The following is a 15941-nucleotide window of genomic DNA, read 5'->3' as shown; positions in this document are numbered from 1 at the left end:
CCCGTTAGGATGTCAACCATGGCCCGGTAGCTCAGCGGATAGAGCAGCAGCCTTCTAATCTGTCGCGCGTGGGTTCGATTCCCACCCGGGCCGCCATCATCCTTCCGCGTTCCGCGGGGCGAGGAATCGACGCAGCGGAAACTGTCCCAGGTGCCCGGTAGTCTTTCAACTATGTCCTACGTTGCCCCCGCGCCCGTTGTGCGTCGTCCCTGGTGGCAGCGTCTGTTGCGTAATCCGTGGTTCTGGGTGCTGCTCGTCCTGGTGTTGGTGTCAGCTGCTTGTGTGGTTCACACCTACGTGAGCATGCATGCGGACACCGAGGTGGAGCGCGACGGCCAGAAGGGTGTCGTTCCCGGCATCACCAATCAGTCGTTCAAACTTGCCTTCCACTACGCATGGCCGACGGCAGCGGTCTGGTCGGCGATCTTCATCCTCATCGATCGTTTCAGGACCCGGCATCTTCACGTGTGGTTCCTCTGCTTCTGCTGGGGAGCGTGCATAGCGACCTGGATCAGCCTGCACGTCAACACCTGGATGGCGGGGATGCTCTCGGTGGCAGGCGGGGTCGATCCGGCTTCAGGTGCAGGTCCTGCGGTGTACTCGGCTCCCTTCGTCGAGGAGTCTTGCAAGGCCATGGTGCTTTTCGGGCTGGCCGTGGTCACCGGGCGACGGATGACCTCGGTCGTTCAGACGGTCAGCGTGGCCGGGCTCTCGGCGATCGGCTTCGCCTTCGTCGAGAACATCATGTATTACGCCCGCGCTGACAACTATGCTCGCGTGACCGCCGCGGCCGGAGACCCGAAACAGGCTGTCATGGAGATGGTCATGCTGCGCGGCGTGTACACCTCCTTCGGCCATCCCCTGTTCACCAGCATGACGGGTATCGGTCTGGCTCTCGGGCTGAGATCGCGTAGCCGCCTCGTGCGGGTCCTGGCCCCGACCACCGGCTTCGTCATCGCTGTGCTGGGGCACATGCTCTTCAACGGCTTCTCCTCGGTACTGCCGATCGGCACTCTGAAGAACCTCTGGTATGTCGCCCTTGCCATCGTCGCGTCCATCGTGGTTTTCGTGATCATCCGCATGGTGCGCGAGGGCAGGACGATTCGGAACCGTCTCGAGGACTACGTCAAGGCCGGATGGTTGCCGGAACACGATGCCGACACCCTCTCGGCGCTGCGGCGTCGTCAGTGGGCGGCTCTGGTCGCTCTCAGCCAGGGCCCGCGTCGGTGGTGGCACACGCTGGAGTTCCTGCGTACCGGCACTGATCTGGCCTATCTGCGTGACGCCGTTGTGCGAGGACTCGACGATGACCCGGGAACGCGTCAGATCCAACTCATCAATCACATGAACTCGCTGCGTCCCATGGCTGTCACCGTGGCCCGAGGCGCGAAACTGTCCAAACCGAGACTGCCCGCATTCCTCAGACGACGTCGGAACCAGCCGGTCAACAACGAGTTGCAGTGGGCACCGCCACAGGCCTGACGAGTGACCAGGAAGGATCACCATGAACACCGAGCAGATGCTGCTGTCGCTTACGGATCTGCGGCACGACCTGCGTCAGGCTGAGTTTCCCCTTGATCTGCCCGAGGCCATCACCCAGGCAGGTTTGGCTCGTCGAATTTCCAACCAGCTCAACGACTACGTCCTTCCTCGGCTGGAGACCGTCGACGCACCGCTGCTCGCCGTGGTCGGTGGGTCGACAGGTGCCGGAAAGTCCACCCTGGTCAATTCGCTGGTCGGACGAGTGGTGACACGGCCCGGCGTCATTCGTCCCACCACAACCTCTCCGGTTCTCGTCCACCACCCTGACGACGCAGCGTGGTTCGACGGTGACCGGGTGCTGCCCACGCTGGTGCGCTCCCGAGTTGCCAGCAATGACGCCTCGAGCCTCCAGCTGGTCGCTGAGCCTGGGATCCCGAAAGGGTTGGCCATTTTGGACGCCCCCGACATCGATTCCGTGGTAGCGCGAAATCGCGACCTGGCTGCCCAGCTGTTGCAGGCCGCAGATCTGTGGGTCTTCGTCACCTCGGCTGCTCGCTACGCGGACGCCGTGCCCTGGGACTTCCTCAACGAGGCCCAGGAGCGACATGCCTCGGTGGCGGTGGTGTGCGACCGCGTTCCGCCGGAGGCCATGAGGGAGGTTCCCCCGGATCTCGGTCGGCTTATGACAGAGCGTGGGCTGGCCGATTCCCCGCTCTTCGCCGTGCCGGAGACCAAGACCAATGCCGATGGCCTCCTTCCTGACCAGGCCGTTTCACCGCTACGGTTCTTCCTGTCGAGCCTGGCCCAGGATCAGCAGAAGCGGCGTGAGGTCATCGCGTCCACCTTGTCCGGGGCCATCGGCTCGGTGTGCGAACGGTCGTCCTACATCGCCGCTGGCCTGGAAGCCCAGGCGGATGCCACATCCAGGCTGGCTGAGGATGCTCAGTCGATCATGGCCGAGGAGTCGCAATCGATTGCTGCGCAGTCGGCCGACGGTACCCTGCTACGAGGCGAGGTGCTGGCACGGTGGCACGAATTCGTGGGAACTGGTGAATTCATGCGGGCCATGGAGGCGAAGGTCTCGTGGCTCAGAGACCGCGTCGTCCGGGCATTCAAGGGAGCACCGCCGGAGGTCGAGAAGGTCAGTGTCGCGGTGGAATCTGGCCTGGAAAACCTCATCATCGCGGAAACCCAAGCTGGGTGTGAGCGAATCGAGGCCGTGTGGCAAGCTGACCCGGCCGGCCGCAGTGTCCTGGAACGGGCGGACGAGGATCTGGCCCGCCCGTCGCAGAGTTTTGAGGAATCCGTCTCTCGCATGGTGAGGGACTGGCAGGGCGACGTCATGGAATTGGTTGCTGGGGAGGGCATGGACAAACGATCCAAGGCCCGATTCATGGCCTTCGGCGTCAACGGGGTTTCCGTCGCACTGATGCTCGTCGTCTTCGCCCACACTGGCGGACTCTCCGGGGCGGAGGCCGGAATTGCCGGCGGCTCGGCCATCGTCGCGCAGCGGCTTCTCGAGGCCCTCTTTGGCGACGACGCGGTGCGGCGTCTGGCGAAAGTCGCCAAGGAACAGCTTGACGCCAGTGTCGAGGGGCTGCTCGCCAATGAGGTTGCGCGCTATCAAGACGTGCTCGGATCATTGGGGGTTGATGAGGAGCTGCCTGCTCGGATCCGCACCTCGATCGAGGAGGTGCGGCAGGCCCAGGAGGCGCCGGAATCTCGCGATGGCGAGGTGACGATTCGAACCCGTCCGAAGATCCGGGAGGTGGAGGCGTCCGGGGCTCCTGAACTCGGGCAGATGAGAGCTGGCATGCCCGTTCTCGACGCCGAGATCGTCGAACCATCGGCTGTTCTGGAACCTGAGCCTCGTCAGGAGGAACGATGAGGAGACAACGCGTCGACCTCGCCGAGCGCATCGAGATGCTGAGCAAGGCGGTGGAGCTGTCTGCTGGACGTGTCCCCGACGATGTGGCAGACCATGCCCGTACGGTTCTGGATCGTGCTGACCAACGCTGCCGAATCGGTGGGGACCACACCGTCATTGCCCTTGCCGGCGCCACAGGCTCGGGGAAGTCATCCACCTTCAACGCACTGGCAGGTGCGGAACTGGCGGATCCCGGCGTGCATCGTCCGACGACCTCGAAAGCCACGTCAGCAGTGTGGGGAAGCGAGTCGGCCGAGTCCTTGCTGGACTGGCTCGATGTCCCTCGGCGACACCACATGGGCAGCGACGATGCCCTCGACGGTCTGGTGCTGCTTGACCTGCCCGACCACGATTCGGTGCGAATCGAGCATCGCCTGGAGGTGGACCGGCTGGTCGAGATGGTCGACATGATCGTGTGGATCGTCGATCCCCAGAAATATGCCGACGCCGCTCTGCACACTCGTTATCTGGCGCCGTTAGCGACCCATTCCGAGGTCATGACGGTCGTCCTCAACCAGGTTGACCGTCTCGACAAGGAGCAGCGCAAGAACTGCCTGCGCGATCTGCGTCGGCTGCTGGACTCTGAAGGCCTGGACAAGGCCAAGATCATGGCGATCTCGGCCACCACCGGTGAGGGCGTGGAAGACATGCGCGTCGCATTGGCTCGTGCCGTGCGTGCCAAGAAGGCTCAGGCAGCTCGTCTCCATGCTGACCTCGACAGCGTCTCTCAGCAATTGTCGGGGGCAACCGGTGACGAGGCAGGCCAGGTGAGTCAGGACTCCGTCGACCAATTGATCGAGGCATTGTGCACTGCCGGAGGTGTTGACCCCGTCGTTGAGGCAACCCGGGAGGCCTACCGAAAGAGAGGGCACTACGCCACTGGCTGGCCGGTCACGTCCTGGGTGTCGAAGATTCGTCAGGATCCGTTGCATCGGCTGCACCTGGACCTGGTGCCGAGGAGGAAGAAAGGGCTGTCGCGCGGGACGGAACCCACCGATGTACAGCGAAGCGCCATGACGGCACGCGTCGGCGTCGCAGGAGCCAAGGTGGACACGGCAGTGCGCTCTCTGACGTCGGAGGCGTCCAATGGACTACCTCGTCCGTGGGCCGACTCGGTGCGGGCTGCCTCATTGTCGAACCGCAAGGACCTACCCGACGACATCGATCGAGCTGTCGCCGCCACGGATTTGGGGGTGCATCGCGGGACCGGCTGGTGGAAGTTGGTGACGGTGGTGCAGTGGATTCTCATCGTCATCGTCGTTGTCGGGGCGGCCTGGTGGCTGGTGGATGCTTTGACGGCCTACTTCCAATTCCGGGTTCCACCGGTGAGATGGCGCAACGTCCCGGTGCCGCCCCTCATCGTGATGGGGGGCGCCGTCGCGGGGATCGTGGTGTCACTGCTGTGCCAGGTCGGTGTGCAGGTGGGGGCGCGGGCAGCTGCGCATCATGCCAGGTCTGAATTGCGGGCCAACCTCACCGAGGTGGCATGGCAATCGGTCGTCGATCCGGTCAATGTGGAGCTCGATCACCACGACGAGGTTGTCAAGATCTTGTCCAAGGCGTCCTGACTCGGGTTCGGGGCCAGTGGCGGGCCCGAGTTGTCCACAGGGCCCTCGGCAAACGGTATCGGAGTTGTCCACAGATCTGAAATTGTCTGACGGGTTTCGCGGGTCCACGACGATAACTATGTGTGAGCGGAAAGGAGCTCACAGATGGACGCAAACGTGTCATTCACCGGAAATCTTGGAACTGACGTCGAGATGAAGACTGGCGAGGGTTGGCGGGGAGCCCGATTCCGGGTTGCTCACACTCCTCGCGTCATGAGGCAGGGGGAGTGGGTCGACGGGACGACGACGTGGCTGTCGGTGCACGTCTACGGGCGTCTCGCGGACAACTGCGCCGCCTCCTTGCACAAGGGGGATCCGGTCATGGTGACTGGACGACTACGTACCCGTAACTGGATCGACGACGAGGGCTCCCACGCGCAACTCATCGTGGTCGCGAGCAATGTCGGACCAGATCTGTCTCGAGTGTCGGCGGTGTGCCGCCGGCCCGAGAAACGGGCCGAGGCGCCGCTGGACGACGATCGCGTGCTGCGCTTCCAGGAATCACACGATGTGGTTGACGGCGACGAGATCGACGACGTCGAATTGGTCGGTTCCTGAAGTCCGAGGTGATCCATCGGGAATGAGTTGGTGACGGGGGTCGTTACAACGACTGGCATACTGTGCAACGGTCGGTGAAGTGCCGGCCGCCCCGTTCCCGCAGATTCTGGAGGAGTGCCGATGGCCGAGTTCATCTACACCATGCACAACGTCCGAAAGGCGGTGGGTGACAAGGTTATTCTCGACAATGTCACGCTGTCGTTCTTCCCGGGCGCCAAGATTGGTGTTGTCGGACCGAACGGCGCTGGTAAGTCGACGATGCTCAAGCTGATGGCTGGGCTCGACAAGCCGAACAACGGTGACGCCAACCTCGCCAAGGGAGCCACAGTCGGAATCCTGCTCCAGGAGCCCCCGCTCACCGAGGACAAGACGGTTCGCGAGAACGTCGAGGAGGCCGTCGGCGACATCAAGGCGAAGCTCGCACGGTTCGAGGAGGTTTCGGCCGAGATGGCCAACCCGGACGCCGACTTCGACGCCCTCATGGCCGAGATGGGCGAGCTGCAAACCGAGCTCGACAACGCCAACGCCTGGGACATCGACACCCGCCTCGAGCAGGCGATGGATGCCTTGCAGTGCCCTCCCGGCGACACCCCGGTCGACGTGCTCTCCGGTGGTGAGCGTCGTCGCGTCGCCCTGTGCAAGCTCCTCATCGAGCAGCCTGACCTGCTGCTCCTCGACGAGCCCACCAACCACCTGGACGCCGAGTCCGTCAACTGGCTGGAGGGCCACCTCAAGTCTTACCCAGGTGCCGTCCTGGCCGTCACCCACGACCGCTACTTCCTTGACCACGTGGCCGAGTGGATCTGTGAGGTCGACCGCGGTCAGCTGCACCCCTACGAGGGTAACTACTCGACCTACCTGGACACCAAGCGCAAGCGTCTCCAGGTCGAGGGCAAGAAGGACGCCAAGCGCGCCAAGATCCTCGAGAAGGAGCTGGACTGGGTGCGCTCCTCGCCGAAGGCTCGCCAGGCCAAGAACAAGGCCCGTCTGGCCCGTTACGAGGAGCTGGCTGCCGAGGCCGAGCGCAACCGCAAGATCGACACCGCCGAGATCAACATCCCGCCGGGCCCGCGCCTTGGCAACGTCGTGCTGGAGGCAAACCACCTCACCAAGGGGTTCGGCGACCGTGTCCTCATCAAGGACCTGTCCTTCACCCTGCCGCGAGCCGGCATCGTCGGCGTCATCGGCCCGAACGGTGTTGGAAAGACGACCCTGTTCAAGACCATCGTCGGACTGGAGAAGGCCGATTCCGGCGACCTCAAGGTCGGCGAGACAGTCAGCTTCTCCTACGTCGACCAGAACCGTACTGGCATCGACCCGGAGAAGAACGTCTGGGAGGTCGTCTCCGACGGACTGGACTACATCAAGGTCGCCAACTTTGAGGAACCCTCGAGGGCCTATGTGGCGAGCTTCGGCTTCAAGGGACCGGACCAGCAGAAGAAGTCCGGTGTGCTTTCCGGCGGTGAGCGCAACCGCCTGAACCTGGCCCTGACCCTCAAGCAGGGCGGCAACGTCCTCCTGCTCGATGAGCCGACCAACGACCTGGATGTCGAGACCCTCTCGAGCCTCGAGGACGCCCTCCTGGAGTTCCCGGGATGTGCCGTGGTCGTCTCCCACGACCGCTGGTTCCTCGACCGCATCGCCACCCACATCCTGGCCTGGGAGGGCGAGGACGAGGACGGTGTACCGCGCTGGTTCTGGTTCGAGGGCAACTTCGCCGACTACGAGGTCAACAAGATCGAGCGCCTCGGGCCGGAGGCGGCTCGTCCACATGCCTCGAAGCATCGTCGACTCACTCGTGACTGAGCGGTGACGCACTGGTGAAGAGTCAATGAACTCTTCCTGTTGACACCGTTCACGGCGCCGGCTCATTGCTATAACGCTGTTATGGGTCGGCGTCGTTATGTTCCCACCGTCGTCATCGCTTTTGTCTCCGCGGTGTGTCTGGCCGTCACAGGATGCTCAATGGGCTCCTTGACGTCCCGTGACCCGAGTACGCCTGAGGCCGCAGAGGCAACGGGTCCGGCGGTTCTCCGTATCGTCGCTGGGTCTGAGCAGAAGACGGTGCTCGAAACCATCGTCGGTCCGTGGTGCAAGGACAAGGGGTACACCTGTACGTGGAAGCTCAAGGGATCGGTTGATCAGGCCCGTGACCTCCAGGCTGGGCAGGTCGAGGCCGATGCCTACTGGTTCGCATCCTCGGTGTTCTCCCAGCTCGCCAACACCAAGCACGTCCTCAGCGACGTCAAGCCGATGTTCCTCACACCGGTCGTCTACGCCGGGTACAAGCCGGTGATGGACAGGCTTGGCCTCGTCGGGAAGGACGTCACCGCAGTCCAGATCATTGACAGCCTCGAATCCGGCAAGGCCAAGGTGTGGGCAACCAACCCGACCCAGTCGAATTCCGGTGCCACGGTCCTGTTCAGCTTCCTCAACCACTTCGCAGGCAACCCACCTGGTCAGGCCCTGACGGCGGCTCAGCTCAAGGATCCCAAGGTTGTCGACGGCATGAAGAAGTTCTTCAATGCCATGGATCGCACCCCTCCTTCCACCGGCACCATGACCAGTCAGTGCGTCAAGGAGCCCAACCTCTGCCAGACGATGTTCACCTACGAGGACCTCGTCATTGAGGAGAACCAGAAGTTGGTCAGGGAGGGGAAGGACCCTCTCTACGTCGCCTATCCACGCGGTGCTCTGGCGATCTCGGATGCTCCACTCGGTTTCGTGGACCATGGTCAGGCCAATGCCGAGGAACATCACAAGATCTTCACTGAGCTGCAGAACTACTTGCTCGAGGACGATGCTGCACTGAAGAAGTTGGCCGCCATCGGACGGCGTCCGGGCAATGGGGTCGGCCTGTCCATGAGCAACGCCGACACCAAGGTCTTCAATCCTGACTGGGGTATCAAGACCACCCTCAAGGAGCAGGGAGTCACCTTCCCCAGTTCCGAGGTGATCGACCAAGCTCTGGACAATTACCACTCCCTGTACCGCAAGCCGGTGAACACCTACTACTGCCTCGACGGGTCCGGATCGATGGACAGCAATGGCGGCTGGGACGGCGTCAAGGATGCGGCGAGGGCATTGTTTGATCCCGCCGAGGCCAAGCGCAACAGGCTGCAAACAGCGGAGAAGGACGTCACCACGGTTGCGATCTTCAACAGGAACCTTACCGCCGGACCATGGACGGTCACCGGCAATGACCCCAGCAAACTCACCGATCTGCGCGAGAAGATTGACGGTTACGACCCTCATGGCGGAACGAACATGTACACCTGCCTCGACCGTGCAGTTCAACAACTGTCGACGTCCTCGGTGAGCAAGAAGCTGATCGTCGTCATGTCCGACGGTCAGTCCGAGGACGATTCGCGAGACCCGTCCATCGATGCGCTCAGGAAGGCGCACATCCCCGTCGTGACGATCGCCTTTGGAAAGAGTGCTTCGCCCGGACAGCTTCAAGAGGTCGCGAAGGCCAGTGGTGGTAGCTACGTGAGCAACGAGAACATGGTGTCGGCATTGCGGGAAGCTGCGGGATACAAGTGAGTCGACGACGCGCCCGTACTGTCGCCTCCGTGGCCGCCCTGGCTGCGATCGCCGTGGTCTTCATCGTCATGATGATCCTTCTTGACGGAGCCGCGACGGTCCCTCGTCTGGCCATCTCGACCGGCTTGGCCATCGCCACCGCAGTTGGTGTCAGCCTGGTCATGTGGCGCTCCCCGGCCCAAATTAGCGACGACTCCTACAACGACGATGCCGAGGACAAGGTGAGGTCATGTCGTCGGATTGTCGACGAGATCAGTAGTCAAGGTCACTCCTTGCACTCGGCGTCCATGAAGTCACTGGTGCAGCAGATCTCCAAGGTTGTTCCGGATCTGTTGGATCGGGTGAAGCGGGCGTCGCCGTCATCCCTGTATTCCTCGGCCAGCCAGCTGGAAGGGCACCTGCGCTCACTGTCGGGGGTGGTGAACACCTACTGCGACGTTGAGGAGCATCCGTTCTACTACAAGCAGCCTGACGAGGTGTTGCTGGAAGGGGAGCAGGCGACGCGGCGATTCCTTGACTTCACCGTCGACTCGATCCGACTCATCAACCAGGGTGATTTGGCGGAATACCGCGCAAATCTCGCGACCGTCGCCCCGCCTGAAATGCCCGTTCTCGCCATCGAGGAGAAATGATGTCCAAACCACGTTTCATCATCGGGGTCGTCATCCTGCTCCTCGTGTGCGTCGTCGGGGGAGCGTCGTACCTGTACCTGCGACCGGACTCATCTTCGTCTGCCGGTAGTGGCAAGGCGACGTCGTCGTCCGAGATCACCGAGATCAAGTGTGCCGGTGGTTCGGAGAAGACCGAACTCATGGCCGATCCCGAAGTCACCAAGGTGCTCGCCGACAAGTACCACCTCAAGCTCGAGTTCGTGCCGATGGGCTCCTACTCCCAGGTCCAGATGCCGACCGATGACATCAAGAAGGGCGGATACAACTGTCTATGGCCCTCCAGCGCTTCGGCACAGCGGATCTTCGAGGCCGACCATCTCGGCCAGTTCTCCGGATACCGTGCCCAGACGGTCCTGCAATCCCCTGAGGTGGTGTACTCCGGTCCGGAGGCGACGGCCGCGTTGCAGCGCGCCAAGGTCGTCACCAAGGTCGACAATCATTACGAGTTCGACATCAAGACCTTCCTACTTGACCACGCCACGAAGAGCACCACGTGGCAGAAGCTCAAGGCCGGGAATCTGGCCGGTCCGGTGCGAATCCGTAGCACCGATGCTCGAAGCTCCAACTCCGGATTCACCATGATGCAGCTCGAACTGACGATCCTGGCCACCAAGGACAGCACCTCGTCGCCGACCTTGGCCCAGGCCAAGGCGGTATTGCCGCAGATGAGGCAGCTGTACGCGACCTCGGGTCTGCAGGCAGCCAGTTCCGAGAATGGCTTCAGCCAGTGGCTCACCCAGGGCGGTGAGTACGCGGCCCCGCTGTTCGCCGGGTACGAGAACCAAATCATCCAGCTGGCGGCCACCAATTCGAACTCGAAGGAGATCCTCAAGGATGTCACGGTGCTGTACCCCAGCCCGACGATCTACTCGGATCACCCGATCCTGGCATTGGACACGGACGGCTGGAGGCTCATCAGCGCCATGCGTGACGACGAGATTCAGAAGATCGCGTGGAAGAAATACGGTTTCCGATCCACGACGAATGCTGGGATAAACACCACGTCAACCTTCAACGACTTGCCTCTCGCGTCACGGGTGCGGACCATTCCCGCCACCAACGCGGACGTAACTCAGGCCCTGATGTCCTGCCTCACTGACGCCAAGAAGTGTTCCTGAACACAACCACGAGAACAGCACCACCGAAAGGTTGACCATGTCCGAGATGTCGATCGATTTCAATGCCTTGGCGGGAGTCGAGACTCCTGACAGGGGAGCGGCCGAGTCCAGTGTGGGAGAACTCGCCGTCCAAGCCGCGCAGGGGGCTGAGCCCGGTCACACCCTCTCATGTTTGGCCATGCTCACTCCTGAGCAGCAGGAGGCGGCGAGAAAGGTGGCTGCACAGCAGTTTCCGCACCTGCTCGCTGACACCGATGCGCTGGGGACCTTCGGCGACCAGGCGCTGTCAGCCGTCAACAGCCAGGTGAATCGGATCTTCCAGGAGGTCGGCCCGGTGCAGATTCCCGAGCTGACCTCGATCATGAACGAGATCAACGACCGGATGCGTGCCTTCCGCCGCAACTATGACCCGAGCCTCAACCGCGAGGTGCGCGAGACGTTCGACAAGTTCGCCGACGCCGTCAAGGGAATCTTCCGACGTGGCCGCGACATCGTCGAGATGCTCTTCGAGGAGGCTCGCTCGGTCGATCAGCAGCTTGACCGCATTGCCGGGCAGCTCGCCACCAAGCAGCACGAGCTGCGTCGCAACGTAGTGTTGTGTGACGAGCTCTACCAGGCCAACGAGGCCTCGATCGCCCAACTCGTCGGCGCCATCGCCGTGATGGAGGCCATACTCGACGAGGCTGCCAAGGCGCAGGCTGCGATCGTCGTCGAGCCGTCTGCCCCAGATGGCCGTGCCAAGCAGGAGGAGAGGGCTCGGATCACCGAATTCATGACGGCGATGCAGACGCGCATCAACGAGTTCCAGCAGCGTCTGTTCGTGGCATGGTCGACCAGCCCACAGATTCGCAACATCCGCGCCCTGCACTACGGGCTCGGCCAGCGTCTGGCCCTCATGGTCAACCTCACCATCCCGACGATGAAGCTCACCATCGCCCAGTGGGGTCTGCTGCTCGAGGCCCAGCAGGCCGCAGGTATGCAGAAGGCCGTCGCCGAGGGTGCCAACGAGGTGCTATCGGCCTATGCCGCGGCTTCTGGACAGACCGTTGGCGAGATCTCCCGCACGATGCAGACCCCGACCCTGGATCCGCAGACGATCCTCGACGTCGCTGAGTCCCTTGACCAGCAGGCCACCGGTCTGGAGGACGCGGTTCGTTACGGCGAGTCGGCTCGTCAGGAGGTGGTCGCCGCGATCCTCGTCGCCCAGTCGAGCATCGCCAGGACCTCTGCCGACCTGGACAAGACGGTCGCCGAACTAGTCGTCAAGTCGGCGAACAAGGTTGAGCTTCCTCCCGCACCACACCTGCCCGAGGCTGTCATGGCCCAAGTGCCCACCGAGAAGAAGTCTGCGGTCGTCGCGATCACCGCGTGAGCTCTGCGTGAGGTAGCGCTCAGGCCGGGCCAATGGTGGTCCGGCCGACTTGTCGTGTGGCCCCTGCCGCGTTGTGTCCTTTCGACGTCGTGCCGTCAGCGTGTTGCGTGGGACGGCAGGTGCGAGGCAAACAGTTCCGAGAAGGTGAGGGCCCGTCGTCCCGTCAGGTCAGAAGTCTGGCGCCGGCAGGAGAATCCGTCGGCCACGATGATGGCCTGCTGGCCGGCGTCCTCGATGGCCGGGAGGAGGTCGTGCTGGGCAACCTTCACCGAGAAGTCGTAATGACCGTTCTCGACGCCGAAGTTTCCGGCGTAACCGCAGCAACCGCCGACCACCGTGACCTTCGCCCCCGCAGCCTCGAGCAGGCGCTTGTCCGGGCCAAATCCGAGGATCGACGCATGGTGGCAGTGGGGCTGGGCGACAACAGTGTGGCCGGCCAGGGAGGGCGGGACCCAGTTCGCTGCCTCCAGCATCTCAGCGACGGTGTGCATGTTCCGGGCGACGCGACCAACCCGTGGATCGTCCGGAAGGAGGCGTAGGGCGTCGTCGCGCCAGACGGTCGTGCAGGACGGTTCCAAGCCAACGACCGGGATGTTGGCGTCGGCCAGGGGAGCCAGCACCGCCAGTCCTGCGCGCAGCCGGCGACGAGCGCCGTTGAGCTGGCCAGTGGTGATCCAGGTCAACCCACAGCAGACGTCATCGGAAAGGACCCTCGGGCGGTAGCCGGCGTCGGCCAATACCGTGACGACGGCGGGGAGGTCCGAGCCTTCCAACATGTCGGAGAAGGAATCCACCCAAATGACGACGTCTCCCCTGTCCCCGCTGCGGCGAGTCGGTGAGGTCGATCCGGTTGAGGGGGTTTTGGTAGCAGGCGAGGTCGGAGTTTCCTGATCCGCCACGATGGTTCGGGCTGAGGTCGCCTGCTTGCTGGCCAGTCTGGACGAGGGCTGGAACCGGGGAAGCGGACGGCGCTGATCGACACCGGCCGTCCATCGGGCCAGGTGAGCGAAGGGTGAGACCGCCAGTACCTTGTTGGCCAGGGCAGGCGCTCCCGGGATGCGGTTGAGAAGGCGCTCCCAGAGAGGAAGCAGGCCCATGGTCACGTGGGAGCGGGGGCGAAGCCGGTGGCGGTACTTCTCGTTGAGGACCGTGCTGCGGTAGCTGGCCATGTCGATTCCGGTAGGGCAGTCGCGGGCACATCCCTTGCATGCCATACAGAGGTCGAGGGCGCGTTCCACCTCGGGGGAGTCCCAACCGTCGATGAGGGTGCCATTGACCATCTCCTTGAGGACGCTGGCGCGGCCTCGGGTGGAGTCCACCTCGAGCCCGGAGGCCTGGTACGAGGGGCACATCACCGCGCTTGGGGCAGTGTGGGCGACGCACTTTCCGACTCCGGTGCAGCGATGGACGTCGGCGGCGAATTCAGGATGGGAAATGGTGATCGCGGAAAGAGCTGATTCGTGGGTTCGGATATTGGTCTCGAGCGGTGCGGGATCGACGAGAATCCCCGGGTTGAACACGTTGTCCGGGTCGAGGATCGCCTTGACCTTGCCGAAGAGGCTCAGGGCATCAGGGGAGTACATCGTGTCCAACAGGGCCGAGCGTGCCCGGCCGTCGCCGTGCTCACCGGAGACTGACCCACCATGCCGTGCGACCAGTTGCGCCGCCTCGGTGACGAAGGAGCGGTAGCGCTGGGGTCCGTCGGACTGATCGAGGGGGAAGTCGATGCGGCAGTGCAGGCATCCCTCGCCGAAGTGGCCGTAGGGCAGGCCATGGAGACCGTGGTCCTCCAACAAGGACTCGAAGTCGCGGAGGTAGGCGCCGAGGTCGGCAGCGGGAACGGCCGAATCCTCCCACCCGGCCCAGGCGGGCTTGTCGAGGCTGACGCCGGCCAACCCTGCTCCGTCAGCACGGATTTTCCAGAGGGCCGCGGCCTGTACTGGATCGGAGACCACCCAGCCATCGAGGCATCCGCTGGCAGCGACCATGTCTTTGGCTCGCGATGCCACCTCGGCCTCGTCATCGCCGCGAAGCTCCACGAACATCCAGCCGTCGCCACGCGGGAGATCGGGAACCGGGCGTCCTGCCCGGGAGACCACGTCGACGATCCGTCGCCCGAATCCTTCGCAAGCGACGGGGGAGAAGGGCAACAAGGCCGTGACGGCATCGGCGGCCTCGGGCATTGATGGGTAGCCCAGTGCCGCCGTCAATCCGTAGGGAGCTTCGCGGACGAGCCGGACCGTCGCCTTCGTGACGATACCCAAGGTAGCTTCTGTGCCCGCGATGAAGGCGGGCAAATTGCGACCACGCTCGGGTAGCAGCCACTCCATGGAGTACCCGGAAACTTGGCGGGAGAAGGTCGCGAATTCGGTCCGGATGGTCGCAAGGTTCGCGTCTGCCAGATCACCCAGGCGTTCCGCGAAAGGAGTCGTGAGGTCCCCGGGGCGGAGGGTCGTGACGTGGCCGTCAGCAGTGAGGAGGTCAAGGTCGACGATGTTGTCCCCGGTACGTCCGTACCCCAAGGCTCGCGGTCCGCAGGCGTTGTTTCCGATCATCCCGCCGATGGTGCAGCGAGTCGATGTGGAGGGGTCCGGGCCAAACCGCAATTGATGGGGAGCTCCGGCATGTTGAAGCCAGTCCTGGACCACACCCGGCTCGACGACTGCGGTAGCCGATTCGGGATCGAGGGAAAGGATGCGGTTGAGGTGCGCCGAGGTATTGATGATGAGTCCGGTTCCAACGGCATTGCCAGCACATGTCGTACCGGCGCCTCGGGTTGTCACGGGTAGTCCGACGTGACTGGCTGCCGTGACCAAGGCACAGAGCTCGTCAGTACTTCGTGGATGGGCAACTGCGGCAGGGACAACGCGGTAGATCGAGGCATCGGAGGAGTACAGGGCGCGCGCCAGCCGGGAATCGTCCAGGATTTCCACGGCAGAGGCGTCCAGACCCCTCAGAGTTGATTGAAAGTCCTGGAGAATGTCCGTGGTGGCCGTCATGGGCTCAGTCTGACACGGAAAGGACAGCCTTCATGGCCCGTCCCAAGGCCGAGAAATCCTCTGGATCGACCGGGTCAACGAAAACGTGGCGGACCGCACGGACATGGTCGGGGGCAGCCTGCCGCAGCAGGTCCATGCCGTCAGAGCTCAGCCTTGCGACCACTCCGCGACGATCCCGCACGTCAGGCTCACGCACGACAAGTCCGCGTGCCTCGAGCCGTTCGATGGCGTGAGTGAGTCGTGACCGTGACTGATGCACCTCGATGGCGAGGACAGACATCCGAACTGCGTGATCGGGGGCTTCCGAAAGACTGACGAGGATCTCGTACTCGCACAGCTCAAGGCCATGGCGTCGCAGATCCTCCGAAAGATGCGCCGTGATACGAGCTGATCCGAGGAGCCAGGCTCGCCAGATTCGTTGCTGCTCGATGCTCAGCCAAGGGGCAGCCGCCGACCGCTCTACCTCAGGCCCGACATCGTCAAAAGACGCCATCGATGGCGTCTTCGAGGCATCGCCATCATGGATGCTGCGCCTGGAACCGCCCTGTGACATGATCACTATCGTACCTGTGGTGCGGGGAACGTCCTCCTGCCCGCTCCTGTGGACACCTACCTACGGGTGTCATCGGGAATTGTGGGGACCGGCCAGTGCGCCATGCAATAG

The 15941-nt window shown here is 63.3% G+C and carries 11 protein-coding genes and 1 tRNA gene; 10 read left to right on the top strand and 2 right to left on the bottom strand.

Annotated elements, in window-relative coordinates:
* Window positions 1-20: 20 nt before the first annotated feature.
* The 10 genes from AC6I1W_RS11060 (at window position 21) to AC6I1W_RS11015 (ending at window position 12278) form a co-directional block, all read left to right on the top strand.
* Window positions 21-96 (top strand) — tRNA-Arg (locus AC6I1W_RS11060).
* A gap of 75 nt (window positions 97-171) precedes the next feature.
* On the top strand, window positions 172-1482 hold the full coding sequence (locus AC6I1W_RS11055) for a PrsW family intramembrane metalloprotease (RefSeq protein WP_284950800.1): 1311 nt from the start codon (window positions 172-174) through the stop codon (window positions 1480-1482).
* 22 nt (window positions 1483-1504) lie between these two features.
* Window positions 1505-3370, top strand: a complete 1866-nt coding sequence (locus tag AC6I1W_RS11050) for a GTPase family protein (protein WP_016665853.1) — start codon at window positions 1505-1507, stop codon at window positions 3368-3370.
* A complete protein-coding gene (locus AC6I1W_RS11045) occupies window positions 3367-4977 on the top strand; it encodes a YfjP family GTPase (protein WP_284950799.1) in 1611 nt (536 codons plus the stop codon). The genes AC6I1W_RS11050 and AC6I1W_RS11045 overlap by 4 nt, the downstream gene beginning before the upstream one ends.
* 144 nt (window positions 4978-5121) lie before the next feature.
* Complete coding sequence (locus AC6I1W_RS11040) at window positions 5122-5574, top strand: single-stranded DNA-binding protein (RefSeq protein ID WP_065673377.1); 453 nt, start codon at window positions 5122-5124, stop codon at window positions 5572-5574.
* A gap of 120 nt (window positions 5575-5694) precedes the next feature.
* Window positions 5695-7380, top strand: coding sequence for an energy-dependent translational throttle protein EttA (gene ettA / locus AC6I1W_RS11035; RefSeq protein ID WP_065673376.1), 1686 nt, complete (start codon window positions 5695-5697; stop codon window positions 7378-7380).
* Window positions 7381-7461: 81 nt separating this feature from the next.
* Entirely contained in the window at window positions 7462-9117 is a 1656-nt protein-coding gene (locus AC6I1W_RS11030; RefSeq protein WP_284950798.1) for a vWA domain-containing protein, read from the top strand.
* Window positions 9114-9749 carry a hypothetical protein gene (locus AC6I1W_RS11025; RefSeq protein ID WP_284950797.1) on the top strand — a complete coding sequence of 212 codons (636 nt, stop codon included), beginning with the start codon at window positions 9114-9116 and terminating at the stop codon, window positions 9747-9749. The genes AC6I1W_RS11030 and AC6I1W_RS11025 overlap by 4 nt, the downstream gene beginning before the upstream one ends.
* Complete coding sequence (locus AC6I1W_RS11020) at window positions 9749-10906, top strand: hypothetical protein (protein WP_284950795.1); 1158 nt, start codon at window positions 9749-9751, stop codon at window positions 10904-10906. Before AC6I1W_RS11025 ends, AC6I1W_RS11020 begins: the two co-directional genes overlap by 1 nt.
* 46 nt (window positions 10907-10952) lie before the next feature.
* Entirely contained in the window at window positions 10953-12278 is a 1326-nt protein-coding gene (locus AC6I1W_RS11015; protein WP_284950794.1) for a toxic anion resistance protein, read from the top strand.
* A gap of 95 nt (window positions 12279-12373) precedes the next feature.
* Here the strand turns inward: AC6I1W_RS11015 and AC6I1W_RS11010 are convergent, their stop codons facing one another.
* Both AC6I1W_RS11010 and AC6I1W_RS11005 read right to left on the bottom strand, forming a co-directional pair.
* The gene (locus AC6I1W_RS11010; RefSeq protein ID WP_065673372.1) at window positions 12374-15277 is read right to left on the bottom strand and encodes an FAD-binding and (Fe-S)-binding domain-containing protein; all 2904 of its coding nucleotides are present in this window, start codon (window positions 15275-15277) and stop codon (window positions 12374-12376) included.
* A gap of 4 nt (window positions 15278-15281) precedes the next feature.
* Window positions 15282-15839: a MarR family winged helix-turn-helix transcriptional regulator gene (locus AC6I1W_RS11005; RefSeq protein ID WP_065673371.1), complete on the bottom strand. Its 558-nt coding sequence runs from the start codon at window positions 15837-15839 to the stop codon at window positions 15282-15284.
* Window positions 15840-15941 lie beyond the last annotated feature (102 nt).

This window comes from Cutibacterium sp. KB22876 (genome assembly GCF_059728865.1).
The sequence above is the reverse complement of the archived record's forward strand: the minus strand, read 5'-3'. Positions and strand labels throughout refer to the sequence as shown.

What these genes read in the sequence shown, in the direction of transcription:
- AC6I1W_RS11055 (WP_284950800.1), top strand. Translation starts at nt 172, where the DNA reads ATGTCCTACGTTGCCCCCGCGCCCGTTGTGCGTCGTCCCTGGTGGCAG.
- AC6I1W_RS11050 (WP_016665853.1), top strand. Translation starts at nt 1,505, where the DNA reads ATGAACACCGAGCAGATGCTGCTGTCGCTTACGGATCTGCGGCACGAC.
- AC6I1W_RS11045 (WP_284950799.1), top strand. Translation starts at nt 3,367, where the DNA reads ATGAGGAGACAACGCGTCGACCTCGCCGAGCGCATCGAGATGCTGAGC.
- AC6I1W_RS11040 (WP_065673377.1), top strand. Translation starts at nt 5,122, where the DNA reads ATGGACGCAAACGTGTCATTCACCGGAAATCTTGGAACTGACGTCGAG.
- ettA (WP_065673376.1), top strand. Translation starts at nt 5,695, where the DNA reads ATGGCCGAGTTCATCTACACCATGCACAACGTCCGAAAGGCGGTGGGT.
- AC6I1W_RS11030 (WP_284950798.1), top strand. Translation starts at nt 7,462, where the DNA reads ATGGGTCGGCGTCGTTATGTTCCCACCGTCGTCATCGCTTTTGTCTCC.
- AC6I1W_RS11020 (WP_284950795.1), top strand. Translation starts at nt 9,749, where the DNA reads ATGTCCAAACCACGTTTCATCATCGGGGTCGTCATCCTGCTCCTCGTG.
- AC6I1W_RS11015 (WP_284950794.1), top strand. Translation starts at nt 10,953, where the DNA reads ATGTCGATCGATTTCAATGCCTTGGCGGGAGTCGAGACTCCTGACAGG.
- AC6I1W_RS11010 (WP_065673372.1), bottom strand. Translation starts at nt 15,277, where the DNA reads ATGACGGCCACCACGGACATTCTCCAGGACTTTCAATCAACTCTGAGG.